This is a genomic window from Actinokineospora terrae, from assembly GCF_900111175.1.
GTDB classification, from domain to species: Bacteria; Actinomycetota; Actinomycetes; order Mycobacteriales; family Pseudonocardiaceae; genus Actinokineospora; species Actinokineospora terrae.
Genome location: NZ_FOGI01000004.1, coordinates 249147 through 261327 on the forward strand (window position 1 = coordinate 249147; position 12181 = coordinate 261327).

10 protein-coding genes are annotated in these 12181 nt (G+C 71.4%); 4 read left to right on the forward strand and 6 right to left on the reverse strand.

The window, feature by feature from the left end:
• Positions 1-1030: 1030 nt before the first annotated feature.
• Positions 1031-1306, reverse strand: coding sequence for a DUF397 domain-containing protein (locus BMY07_RS09685; RefSeq protein WP_092776682.1), 276 nt, complete (start codon positions 1304-1306; stop codon positions 1031-1033).
• Positions 1307-1431: 125 nt separating this feature from the next.
• Here BMY07_RS09685 and BMY07_RS09690 point away from each other — a divergent pair, with 125 nt between their 5' ends.
• On the forward strand, positions 1432-2142 hold the full coding sequence (locus BMY07_RS09690; protein WP_143073420.1) for a hypothetical protein: 711 nt from the start codon (positions 1432-1434) through the stop codon (positions 2140-2142).
• 62 nt (positions 2143-2204) lie between these two features.
• On the opposite strand, the gene ilvC is transcribed toward BMY07_RS09690, so the two are convergent.
• From ilvC to BMY07_RS09705, 3 genes are read right to left on the reverse strand one after another with little or no spacing between them, the layout of a single operon-like run.
• Positions 2205-3218: a ketol-acid reductoisomerase gene (gene ilvC / locus BMY07_RS09695; RefSeq protein ID WP_092776686.1), complete on the reverse strand. Its 1014-nt coding sequence runs from the start codon at positions 3216-3218 to the stop codon at positions 2205-2207.
• A gap of 59 nt (positions 3219-3277) precedes the next feature.
• The gene (gene ilvN / locus BMY07_RS09700; protein ID WP_092776687.1) at positions 3278-3784 is read right to left on the reverse strand and encodes an acetolactate synthase small subunit; all 507 of its coding nucleotides are present in this window, start codon (positions 3782-3784) and stop codon (positions 3278-3280) included.
• A gap of 28 nt (positions 3785-3812) precedes the next feature.
• Positions 3813-5657, reverse strand: coding sequence for an acetolactate synthase large subunit (locus BMY07_RS09705; protein ID WP_092776689.1), 1845 nt, complete (start codon positions 5655-5657; stop codon positions 3813-3815).
• Between the two features lie 337 nt (positions 5658-5994).
• Here BMY07_RS09705 and BMY07_RS33595 point away from each other — a divergent pair, with 337 nt between their 5' ends.
• Together BMY07_RS33595 and ilvD are read left to right on the forward strand one after the other, a co-directional pair.
• The gene (locus BMY07_RS33595; protein ID WP_143073421.1) at positions 5995-6660 is read left to right on the forward strand and encodes a PH domain-containing protein; all 666 of its coding nucleotides are present in this window, start codon (positions 5995-5997) and stop codon (positions 6658-6660) included.
• A 103-nt stretch (positions 6661-6763) separates the two neighbouring features.
• Positions 6764-8608, forward strand: a complete 1845-nt coding sequence (gene ilvD, locus BMY07_RS09715; protein WP_092776691.1) for a dihydroxy-acid dehydratase — start codon at positions 6764-6766, stop codon at positions 8606-8608.
• A 60-nt stretch (positions 8609-8668) separates the two neighbouring features.
• Here the strand turns inward: ilvD and BMY07_RS09720 are convergent, their stop codons facing one another.
• Both BMY07_RS09720 and BMY07_RS09725 read right to left on the reverse strand, forming a co-directional pair.
• Positions 8669-9367, reverse strand: coding sequence for a DoxX family protein (locus BMY07_RS09720; protein WP_177215512.1), 699 nt, complete (start codon positions 9365-9367; stop codon positions 8669-8671).
• 40 nt (positions 9368-9407) lie between these two features.
• Complete coding sequence (locus BMY07_RS09725) at positions 9408-10316, reverse strand: 2-hydroxyacid dehydrogenase (protein ID WP_092777314.1); 909 nt, start codon at positions 10314-10316, stop codon at positions 9408-9410.
• A 977-nt stretch (positions 10317-11293) separates the two neighbouring features.
• Between BMY07_RS09725 and BMY07_RS09730 the strand changes: the two genes are divergently transcribed.
• Positions 11294-12178, forward strand: coding sequence for an alpha/beta fold hydrolase (locus BMY07_RS09730; protein ID WP_092777317.1), 885 nt, complete (start codon positions 11294-11296; stop codon positions 12176-12178).
• The last annotated feature ends 3 nt before the right edge of the window (positions 12179-12181 follow it).

Genomic DNA, 12181 nt, shown 5'->3' on the forward strand with positions numbered 1-12181 from the left:
TCCAACGGGGGCGGCGCCTGGGCCAGCGGCGGGAAGCCTGGCGGTGGCTCGCGGCGCGAGAGCGCGACCGTGGGGTTGTTCCTGGGCGATGCGGGAGGAGTTGGGGCAGGACGCGGCGAGGCGGGCGGTCGAGGCGGGACTACCGGCGAGAAGCTGCCACTCGACGCCCCGGGACGAGGTGGCGCTACTGGAGGAGAAGCAGAACTGGACATATCGGGGCGAGATGGCCCAACCGGGCGAAACCCAGGCCGCGACGTGTCCGGCGGTCCAGCAGGCGGCAGCACCGGCTGCGGCCCGGTCTGGTGCGGCTGTCCGTGCGGACGCGGCGGCTGGGCCGGGAACGGCTGCGACACCGCCCCTGGCGACCTGCCCATCGTCGGCGGAATCGGTTGTCGCACATCACCACCGGGAACAGGCCGTGGCGGCTGCGCCCCGGTGTCGCGCACGGGAGCCCCGAACTGGCCGGATGTCCCAGGCGCGTGACCCGACCCCCGTGGCGGGAACGGCGCCACAGGCCTGGGGTCGCCTGGCCGCGCGGGCACCTGACCACGATCCACCGGAGGCTGTCGACCGGTGTCGGTAGGCGCGCCTGGCACGGGCAGCCTGCCCGAATGACCAGCCCGCGGACCGGATCCGGGCACGGGCACCGGCGCCGGAAGGTTCCCCGAGGTGACACCCGACTCGGCCGACCACCCCAGCGGAGGCGCTCGGCGGAGGGCGACCGTGGGGTGCTGGATGGCCTCGGTCTGACCGGGTTCGTCCTCGGGCCGGGGCGCCACGGTGGCGACCGGACGTTGTGGTGTCACGCGGGAGGGCAGGTCATCTCCTCCCGGGGCTGACGCACCCGCGGGGTTCCCGGTCGACGCGATGGCCGGTGCGCCCGGAGGTGTGCCCGCGGGGCCGGACGTCGGTGGTGCCGTGCCGCTGTCGGCCGGTGGGGTGGCGCGAGGTGGGGTCTTGCCCGCCGCGGCGAGGGCTTCCGGGGGGATCCAGACCGGGGTGGGTCGGCCGGGGTCCTCGCCGGGTGGGGTCACCACGGCTCGTCGAACTCCCCGGCCTTGGCGCCCTCGACGAAGGCGTCCCACTCCGACTCGGTGAAGACCAGGACCGTGTCGTCGGGGCCGGTGAACTTGGAGTTGCGCATGGCGATGTAGGTCTTGCCGTCGTCGTGCGGGACGAAGGCGATCTCGACGTACTCGCCGTCGGGGTCGGCGTCGGGCTCGGCGGCGCGCTGCCACTCGGCCTTGGCCAGGTCCAGGTTGCCGCGGATCTCGGCCTTGTCGTCGTAGATGGGTGCGCTGTCCATCACGTCTCCTCGGTGGGGGTGGCGGGGTTCCTGCCGGGGATCAGGTATACCGCAGGCCACCAGCGCGCCCGCACGCACCGTGTCGCTGGCGTCCCGGACCGGTCGCGGTGCGTAACGTGACCCGGGTGAGTTCGTACTTCCGGCGCTACCTGCGGGGCGAGCGGGTCGCGGTGTGGGCGGAGTTGCGCGCCCTGGGGCCGGTGCCCGACGCGCTGGCCGAGGACGTGGCCGCCGTCGCCGACGAGACGATGATCCGGGTCGGGCAGGACGTGGCGCGGATCGCCGCGGCGCTGCCGGACCTGGGCTGGGTGTCGGCGGACGGGGTGGAGCCGCACGAGCCGCCGACCGAGGGCGCCATCGCGCTAGCGGACACCCTGGCGGACAAGGTCGGCCTGCCATTCGCGCTGGAGGCGTGCCTGCGCCGGGTCGGCCGGGTGTGGTTCACCGGCGACTGCGAGGCGCTTCTGCTGAGTTACCACCTGGAGCCGGTGCCCCGCGGGCAACCGCCTGGACCCGAGTACCCGGACCCGTTGTGCCTGCCGAGCGCCTACACCCTCGCCGCGGACTGGGACGAGTACGGCGGCGAGCCCGGGTTCGTCTTCCCGATGGCGCCGGACGAGCGCAAGAAGGCGAACGTCCCCGGCGGCACCCAGGACCTGGAACTGCCGTCGCTGGTCGCCGACCCGGTGCTGCGCGGTGTCGCGGGCCGCGAGGGCGTCACGCTGGTCGAGTACCTGCGGGAGTCCGTCCGCTGGGGCGGCTTCCCGGGCTACTCGTTCGCCCCGGAGCTGGCGCCAGCGGCCCTGATCACGCTGGGCACCGAACCGGACTTCTGACAAGGGGAGGGGACCGGTGCCCAGGAATCGGACACCGTCCCCTCCTCGATTCGCTTTGTCCGTCAGGCGGTCTCGGTGATCGGCCGGTCCACCCAGGACATCAGGCCGCGCAGCTTGGCCCCGGTCTCCTCGATCGGGTGCTTCGCGCCCTCCTCCTGGAGCCGCTGGTAGTTCGCCCGGCCGCTCTCGTCCTCGGCCACCCACTCGCGGGCGAAGGTGCCGTCCTGGATCTCGCCCAGGATCTTCTTCATCTCCGCCTTGACCGCGGGGGTGATCACGCGCGGGCCGCGGGTGAGGTCGCCGTACTCGGCGGTGTCGGACACCGAGTAGCGCTGGCGGGCGATGCCGCCCTCGTACATCAGGTCGACGATCAGCTTGAGCTCGTGCAGCACCTCGAAGTAGGCGATCTCCGGGGCGTAGCCCGCCTCGGTCAGCACCTCGAAGCCGGTCTGCACCAGCGCGGAGGCGCCGCCGCAGAGCACGGCCTGCTCGCCGAACAGGTCGGTCTCGGTCTCCTCGGTGAACGTCGTCTTGATGACGCCCGCGCGGGCACCGCCGATGGCCGCGGCGTAGGACAGGGCGAGTGCCTGCGCGCCGCCGGTGGCGTCTTGGTGCACGGCGATGAGCGCGGGAACGCCCTTGCCGTCGACGAACTGGCGGCGCACGAGGTGGCCGGGCCCCTTGGGGGCGACCATGGCGACGTCGACGTTGGCGGGCGGCTTGATCAGGTCGTAGCGGATGTTGAAGCCGTGCCCGAAGAAGATCGCGTCGCCGTCGTTGAGGTTGGGCTCGATGTCGTCGGCGTAGATGAAGCGCTGCTTGGTGTCCGGCGCCAGGATCATGATCAGGTCGGCCTCGGCGGACGCCTCGGCCGGGGTGAGCACCCGCAGGCCCTGCTCCTCGGCCTTGGCGCGGGACTTGGACCCCTCGGGCAGTCCGATGCGGACGTCCACACCGGAGTCGCGCAGGCTCAGCGCGTGCGCGTGGCCCTGGCTGCCGTAGCCGATGACGGCGACCTTGCGGCCCTGGATGATGCCGAGGTCGGCGTCGGCGTCATAGAAGATCTCGACGGACATGGGAGTTGTGTCTGCCTTTCTGGCGGTACCTGGCGGAAGCCAGTGAACTTAGGGATAGATCAGCGAACGGCGGTCGCGGTGATGGAGCGGGGGCCTCGGCCGATGGCGACCATGCCGGACTGGACCATCTCGCGGACGCCGTAGGGCTCCAGCATGCGCAGCAGCGCCTCTATCTTGTCCGCGGTGCCGGTGGCCTCGATGGTCAGCGCCTCCGGGGACACGTCGACCACCTTGGCGCGGAACAGCTGCACGGTCTCCAGGACCTGGCTGCGCACGGTGGCGTCGGCGCGGACCTTGACCAGCAGCAGTTCCCTGCGCACCGCGGCGGTCGCCTCGAGCTCGACGATCTTGATCACGTTGATCAGCTTGTTGAGCTGCTTGGTGACCTGCTCGAGCGGCAGGTCCTCGACGGCGACCACGATGGTCATCCTGGACACGTCGGGGTGCTCGGTCGGGCCGACGGCCAGGGAGTCGATGTTGAACCCGCGCCGGGAGAACAGCCCGGCGACCCGGGCCAGCACGCCCGGCTTGTTCTCCACCAGCACGCTGAGGGTGTGTTTCGTCATGGGCTCGGTCCTCCTCAGGTCCGCCGGGTCACGCTTCGTCGAACAGCGGCCGGATGCCGCGGGCGGCCATGATGTGGTCGTTGCCGGTCCCGGCGGCGACCATCGGCCACACCTGGGCGTCCTTGCCGACCACGAAGTCCACCACGACCGGGCGGTCGTTGATGGCCATCGCGCGGTGGATCACCGAGTCGACGTCGTCCCTGGTCTCGCAGCGCAGACCGGCGCAGCCCAGCGCCTCGGCGAGCAGGGTGAAGTCGGGGATGCGGTGCTTGTGGGTGCCCAGGTCGGTCTGGGAGTAGCGCTCGCTGTAGAACAGGTTCTGCCACTGCCGGACCATGCCGAGGTTGCCGTTGTTGATGACCGCGACCTTGATCGGCGCGCCCTCGATGGCGCAGGTGGCCAGTTCCTGGTTGGTCATCTGGAAGCAGCCGTCGCCGTCGATGGCCCAGACCACCGCCTCCGGCCTGCCGAACTTGGCGCCCATGGCGGCGGGCACCGCGTAGCCCATGGTGCCCAGGCCGCCGGAGTTGAGCCAGGTGCGCGGGTTCTCGTAGCGCACGTGCTGCGCGGCCCACATCTGGTGCTGGCCGACGCCCGCGGTGTAGACAGCCTCGGGTCCGGCGATGGCGCCGATGCGCTCGATGACGTACTGCGGCGACAGGGTTCCGTCACTGGGCCACTCGTAGCCCAGCGGGAAGGTGCCGCGCCACTCGTCGAGCAGCGCCCACCACGCGGTGATGTCGGCGACGCCGTTGGCCCGCTCGGCCTTCACCGCGGCGATCAGCTCGACCAGGATCTCCTTGCAGTCGCCCACGATCGGCACGTCGGCGCGGCGGTTCTTGGAGATCTCGGCCGGGTCGATGTCGGCGTGCACGATCGCGGCGTCGGGGGCGAAGCTGTCCAGCACGCCGGTGACCCGGTCGTCGAAGCGGGCGCCGAGGGCGACCAGCAGGTCCGAGCGCTGCATGGCGCCGACAGCGGGCACGGTGCCGTGCATGCCGGGCATGCCCAGGTGCTGGCGGTGCGAGTCGGGGAAGGCGCCGCGCGCCATCAGGGTGGTGACCACCGGGATGCCGGTCAGCTCGGCGAGCTCCAGCAGCTTGGCGGAGGCGTCCGCCTTGATCACGCCGCCGCCGACGTAGAGGACCGGGCGCTTGGCCGCGCAGAGCAGCTTGGCGGCCTCGCGGACCTGCTTGCCGTGCGGGCGGGTGGTCGGCCGGTAGCCGGGCAGCCGCAGCTCCGGCGGCCAGCTGAACGAGGTGGTCTCCTGCAGCACGTCCTTGGGGATGTCCACCAGCACCGGGCCGGGTCTGCCGGTCCTGGCCAGGTGGAACGCCTCGGCGATGGTGCGCGGGATGTCGGCGGGGTCGGTGACCAGGAAGTTGTGCTTGGTGATCGGCAGCGTGATGCCGCAGATGTCGGCTTCCTGGAAGGCGTCGGTGCCGATCAGGCCGCGGGTCTGCTGGCCGGTGATGGCCACGATCGGCACCGAGTCCATGTTGGCGTCGGCCAGCGGGGTGACCAGGTTCGTCGCGCCGGGGCCCGAGGTGGCCATGCACACGCCGACCTTGCCGGTGGCCTGCGCGTACCCGGTCGCCGCGTGACCGGCGCCCTGCTCGTGGCGGACCAGCACGTGGCGCAGCTTGGTCGAGTCGAGCAGCGGGTCGTAGGCGGGCAGGATGGTGCCACCGGGGATGCCGAACACGATCTCGACGCCGACGGCCTCAAGCGAGCGGACGAGCGACTGCGCTCCGGTCACCCGGACGGGTGTTCCGGTCGGCGGCGCGGGCTTGGGCCGGGCAGGCTGCGCGGTGGCGGCGGCCGTCCCAGGGTTCGCTGCGGCCGGGGTGGGCCGCGATGGTGCGCTGGTCATCGGTTCTGCCTCGTGGGTCGGAGTGTTCTCGTGGGGCTGGCGCGGGATCCGGGGCGATTGCTGGGAAGTCGGACTATCGGTGGTGCGAGTACGGGCCTGGACACGAAAAAACCCCCGTCGACCACAGGGGTCGCACGAGGGTCGCGCGTTCGACGTCAGGACCTTCCGTCAGCGTCGAACGCGCGGCGGAAGTACGAGAATGGAGTGAGCTGGCACGTCGCAGACGCTAGTGCGTTCGGGGTAGAGCGTCAACTCTGCGGGACGGTGCTCCCGGATGGTGGACTGTGATCCGGGACCCGGAGGCGGCCGGGGAGCACGGCGGGTGCACCATCTAAGGGTGTCTGAGCAGCAGCAAGTGCCGTCCCGGCTGGTCTTCCGCGTACCCGGCATCGCCGTGCTGGCCGCGCTCCTGTTCGCGATCTGCGCGACCCCGTTCGCGTTCGCCGCGCCGGGCCTGGTCGCCGTGTACGTCATCCCCATCGCGCTGGTGGTCTGGGTGTTACGCGTGCGCACGACCGCGGACGCGGAAGGACTGGTGGTGCGCGAGGTGGTCAGCTCGCGACCGCTGCCGTGGAAGCTGCTCAAGGGGCTGCGGCTGAACGCGGCGGGCCGGGTGAGCGCGGTGCTCCACGACGACACCGAGGTGGCGCTGCCGCAGGTCAGGACCCGGCACCTGCCCGCGTTGGCGCTGGTCAGCGGCGGGCGGCTGGCCGACCCGACCGAGGGCGGTCCCGAGGGCGAGCCGGACGACGAGGCCCTGGTCGAGGCCCCGGCAGAGTCCCCAGCCGAGCCCCAGGCGGAGTCCGCGGTCGAGTCAGCGGTCGACGCCCCGGCCGAGGACCTGGTCGAGCCCCCAGCCGCGTCACCGGTCGAGTCCCCGGCCGACTCCCCGGTCGCGCCACCGGCCGAGTCCGCGGCCGAGGCCCCGGTCGAGCCCGGGTCGGGCGCGGGCGCGGCGGAGGTCACCGAAGAGGCGGGACACCGCACCGGGACACGGGAGTAACCTGGGCGGCACCGCTCCCCCTCCGGCAGGCCCCGCACCCCGGGCGCCGCCAGGCAGTACCCACGCAATCGCCAGACCCGCACCCGTCGACATTGGAGGAGCCGTGCCCGCGCTGCGCTCCCGCACCACCACGCACGGTCGCAACGCCGCAGGCGCCCGCTCGCTGTGGCGTGCGACCGGCATGACCGACAGCGACTTCGGCAAGCCGATCATCGCGATCGCCAACTCCTACACCCAGTTCGTGCCGGGGCATGTGCACCTGCGCGACCTCGGCGACATCGTGGCCGAGGCCATCACCGCCGCGGGTGGGGTGGCCCGCGAGTTCCACACCATCGCCGTCGACGACGGCATCGCCATGGGCCACAGCGGGATGCTGTACTCGCTGCCGTCGCGCGAGATCATCGCCGACTCGGTGGAGTACATGGTCAACGCGCACCAGGCCGACGCGCTGGTGTGCATCTCCAACTGCGACAAGATCACCCCGGGCATGCTCAACGCGGCCATGCGGATCAACATCCCGGTGGTGTTCGTCTCGGGTGGACCGATGGAGGCGGGCAAGGCGGTGGTGGTCGGCGGGGTCGCGCACCCCTCGTCCGACCTGATCACCACCATCGCCGCCTCCGCCAACAGCACGGTCGACGCCGCCGCGCTCGACGAGGTGGAGCGCTCCGCCTGCCCGACCTGCGGCTCCTGCTCCGGCATGTTCACCGCGAACTCGATGAACTGCCTCACCGAGGCGCTCGGGCTCGCGCTGCCGGGCAACGGTTCCACGCTGGCCACGCACGCCGCGCGCCGGGACCTGTTCTCCCGCGCGGGGACCACGGTCGTCGAGCTGTGCAAGCGCTGGTACGAGCAAGACGACGAGTCGGCGCTGCCGCGCACGATCGCCAACCGGGCCGCGTTCGAGAACGCGATGGCGCTGGACATGGCGATGGGCGGGTCGACGAACACGGTGCTGCACGTGCTCGCCGCGGCGCAGGAGGGCGAGGTCGACTTCACCCTCGCCGACATCGACGCGATCTCCCGCAAGGTGCCGTGCCTGTCGAAGGTGTCGCCGAACTCCGACTACCACATGGAGGACGTGCACCGGGCGGGCGGCATCCCGGCGATCCTCGGTGAGCTGTGGCGGGCCGGGCTGCTCAACGAGGACGTGGCGTCGGTGCACAGCACCTCGCTCGCGCAGTGGCTGTCCGATTGGGACATCCGCGCGGCGAACCCCACCGCCGAGGCGGTCGAGCTGTTCCACGCCGCGCCGGGCGGGGTCCGCACCACCAAGGCGTTCTCCACGTCGAACCGGTGGTCCTCGCTCGACACCGACGCGGCGGGTGGCTGCATCCGCGACTTCGACCACAAGCACACCGCCGACGGTGGTCTCGCCGTGCTGCACGGGAACCTGGCCGAGCGCGGCGCGGTCATCAAGTCCGCGGGCATCGACGAGGACCTGTTCGTCTTCCAGGGCCCGGCGCGGGTCGTGGAGAGCCAGGAGCAGGCGGTGTCGGTGATCCTGGGCAAGAAGGTCCAGGCGGGCGAGGTCCTGGTGGTGCGCTACGAGGGTCCCGCCGGTGGGCCGGGCATGCAGGAGATGCTGCACCCCACGGCGTTCCTCAAGGGCTCCGGCCTCGGCAAGAAGTGCGCGCTGATCACCGACGGCCGGTTCTCCGGTGGCTCGTCGGGGCTCTCGATCGGGCACGTCTCGCCGGAGGCGGCCGGTGGCGGCACGATCGGGCTGGTCGAGGACGGCGACCAGATCCGCATCGACGTGCACCAGCGGACCCTGGAGCTGCTGGTGGCGCCGGAGGTGCTGGCCGAGCGGCGAGCGAAGATGGACGCGCGGGAACGGCCGTGGCAGCCGGTGGACCGGGTGCGGCAGGTGACCAACGCGCTGCGCGCCTACGCGCGGATGGCGACCGACGCCTCCACCGGCGCGGTCCGCGACCCGAGCCGCTAGGCGGACACGCGAAGGCCCCCGTCACCTGGTGTGGCGGGGGCCTTCTCGCGTGGTGCCGGGTCAGCGCAGGACGACGAGCGTGACCACGCTCAGCCCCGCGGCGATGATGAGGAAGATGAAGCCGAACGCCGGGGCCCGGCGCAGCCACGGGGTGTTGCGGTCGAGGGAGATCCGGCCCGCCCCGGCGAACAGCAGCGCGAACGCCGCCGCCGCGTAGATCGCCTCCAGTTCGACGCCACCCGCGAACAGGTCGATGTCGACCCGGACCCAGATGGCGTTGGCCATGACACCGAGCACGGCCGCCGCGGCCGCCGGGGTGAACAGGCCGAGGATGAGCAGGGCACCGGCGCCGAGCTCGGTGAAGCCGGTGATCCAGGACAGCCACGTGGCCTGCTGGAACCCGAGCGCGGCGAGCGCCTTGGCGAACCCGTCGATCCCCGGGCCCTCCAGGAGCCCGAAGACCTTCTGCAGGCCGTGGCCGACGAACAACGCGCCCAGGGTGACCCGCAGCACGAACAGCCCGAGGTCGGCACCGAGGTGCCAGGCGTGCGGCTGGGGGTCGAGCACCTCCTCCCGGCCGCCGTGCCCGCTGTCGTAGTCGCTGTCGGTGGGACGCGGCAGGGCCGCGGTGGTGGCACCGCTGCCGTGGATGTCGTCACCGCTGGTGGGGGTCGTCGGGTACTTGCTCTCCGACGGCGTGAAATAGCCGCTGTCCGCGTATCCGCCGCTCTGGCGCGGGCGGTCGTCTTCGGTACTCACGCCCGCACAGTAAGCGATGGGTCAACCCCCCGCCGATCAACTAGTAGTCGCCGAGCACCAGGTTCGCGGGCTTCTCGCCTCGTATGTATCGCTCGATCTGCGCGGCGACGACCTTGTAGGCGCGCTCGTGCACGCCGGTGCAACTACCCGCGACATGGGGGGTGAGCAGCAGCCCGGGCGCCGTCCACAGCGGGTGACCTTCCGGCAGCGGCTCGGGATCGGTGACGTCCAGCGCGGCCCGCAGCCTGCCCGAGGTCAACTCCGCGAGCAGCGCCTCGGTGTCCACGACGGGCCCCCGCGCGGCGTTGACCACCACGGCGCGGTCGGGCAGCTTCGCCAGGAAATCTCGATCAACGAGATGATGCGTCGCCGCGGTCATCGGCACCATCAACACCACAGCGTCATGTTCCGGCAACAACTCCGGCAACTCGTGAACGCCCCGCACCCCGTCACGCGCGGTGTTGGCGACCATCGTCACCTGCGCGTCGAAGGCTTCGAGCTTGCGCCGCATCTGCTGCCCGAGGTCCCCCGCGCCCACCACGAGAACCCGCTTGCCCTGCAACGTCTCCGTCTGGTGCGAGTCCCACCGCCCCGCCCGCCGACTGTCCTCGAACTCCCGGATGTCCCGGTAGACGGCCAACAACGCCGCCATCGCCCACTCTGCCGTACTGCCCCCGTGCGCCCCACCGCACGTGGACAACATCACGTCCGCGGGCAACTGCCCCACCCACGCCTCAGCCCCCGCGGTCAACAACTGCACCAACCGAAGCCGCGGCAACCGCCCCACCAACCGAACCTTGTCCGCCGACAAAAACCCCGGCACCAACACCTCGGCGTCCGCGGCCTCGACGGGCAGGTCATCCGGGTCGTACTGGACCACCCGAACCCCCCGCACCCCAGCAAGAGCGGCAACCCCGTGCGCATCAGGCACCAACACAGTCACGGTCACCACCCCACCCTACGTCCGCCCCACCCCCACACTCCACAAAGGCCCCTCCCCCTCTTCGCCAACTCCCCAACACCGCCATTCCCAAGACCGGCATCTCTTAAGCCCCCCACACGATGCCTCTAAGACCCCACGCCAGCCCTCACCCCCGACCAGCCATCTCAGCCCCGCGACCCTTGCCCCGCGCAACCCCTCGCATAGGCCTCTCGCACCAACCTCCCCCGCGCACCCCCTCGCTCGCGCACCGGCCCCCAGGCCATCCCCTCACCCCAAACCGCCCACCAACCCCGCACCCACCGTTCACCCGCGACTGCCCCCCCGCTCATACCCAACCTCTTACCCGCGCCAGCCCACGCTCCGCACCCACCCACGCGCCCTGCGTCAGCACCACCAAGCCAGCTTCTCGACCAACACCCGGCCCACCAGCCCCGCAAATGGCCCTCCCCTTGACCCGCACCGGTCCCCCAACCCCGCACTGGTCCCCTGGCCCTGTACTGGCCCAGGCCTCGCACAGGTCCCGCTGACTCGCATTGGCCCATACCCAGCAACGGCTCCGCCAAGCCAGCACCCGATCGACGTCCGGCCCTCTGGCCCCGCACTGGCCCACTTACCCTGAACCAGCCCCGTAGCCACTCACCAGCCCCATGGCTTCGAACCAGGGCGCCTATCCCGAACCCGGCATCTAGCCCCCACCGAACCCGCTTCGCGCGCCCGCGCCAGTCCGGCCCCAGCCCCCACCCTCTCCGGGGGGCGTCCCAGGTCCCAGCCTACCGGCACCCCCCGACACGCGATCTTGAAACAAGCCCACCCAAGATCCACATGTGGACAACTTCTGTCCCTGAACCAGGTGACATGAGACCAGCCAGGGATCTGGGCTTACACAGGTCAGCGAGGTGTTGGGGGCTCCACGAATGGGTGGGTGATGGGTGGCGGGGCGAAAGTGGGTGGAATGGGCGGGTGGTGCGGCAGACTGGCCGGTGATGCGGGAACACGATGTGCGGGCGGCCGATGGGACCAGGCTGCGTGGGTGGTGCACCGAGTCCGATGGACCGGTTGTGTTGTTGTGTCCGGGGTTGGGCACGATCCCCGAGGCTTGGCCCGCGTTGGTGTTGCCGTCGTCCGGGGTTCGGGTGCTGAGTTGGTATCACCGCGGCACCATGGGGTCGGATCGGCCGGATGTTGCGACGCGGATCGGGTTGGATGACCACGTTGCGGACGCGGTGGCGGTGATGGACGCGGCCGGGGTCGAGCGGTGTGTGGTCATGGGCTGGTCGGTCGGGGTGATGGTGGCCGCCGAGTTGGCGCGGCGGTACCCGGAGCGGGTGTCCGGGTTGCTGCTGGCCGCGGGCGTTCCGGGGGACCTCTTCGGGGGTGTGCTCGGCGTGCTGGGGATACCGGCCGCCGTGCGCAGGCCAGTGGTGATCGGGAGCGCGATGGCCGTGCGGGCGGCGGGGCCGCTGGTCGACGCCGTGCTGCACCGGGTGCCGGTCAATCGCATCACCGCGACGCTTCTGCAACACAGCGGGTTCATGCTGCCCGGCGCCGACCCGGCCGACGTCGCGCGGGCGGTGCGCCGCTTCCTGGGCCACGACTGGCGCTGGTACGTCACCCTGGCCCTTGCGCTCACCGACATCCCGCCACGGGACCTCGCGGGCATCACCTGCCCGGTGACGGTGCTCGCGGCCCGCTTCGACGTCATCGCCGACCCGAGGCAGGCGACCAAGGCCGCGTCTCGCCTACCTCAGGCCAGGGTGCGTGTAGTGCCTACCAGTCACTTCTTGCCGCTAGAGGCACCCGAGGTGATCGCCGAGGAATTGCAGTTACTGGTTGATCGGGTCGCCGTAGTGGAGCGCGCGAGGCGGTAGCTG

Bases quoted from the DNA above. Each gene is read 5' to 3' on its own strand.
- BMY07_RS09705 (WP_092776689.1), bottom strand. From the start codon at position 5,657: ATGACCAGCGCACCATCGCGGCCCACCCCGGCCGCAGCGAACCCTGGG.
- BMY07_RS09730 (WP_092777317.1), top strand. From the start codon at position 11,294: ATGCGGGAACACGATGTGCGGGCGGCCGATGGGACCAGGCTGCGTGGG.
- ilvC (WP_092776686.1), bottom strand. From the start codon at position 3,218: ATGTCCGTCGAGATCTTCTATGACGCCGACGCCGACCTCGGCATCATC.
- BMY07_RS09685 (WP_092776682.1), bottom strand. From the start codon at position 1,306: ATGGACAGCGCACCCATCTACGACGACAAGGCCGAGATCCGCGGCAAC.
- ilvN (WP_092776687.1), bottom strand. From the start codon at position 3,784: ATGACGAAACACACCCTCAGCGTGCTGGTGGAGAACAAGCCGGGCGTG.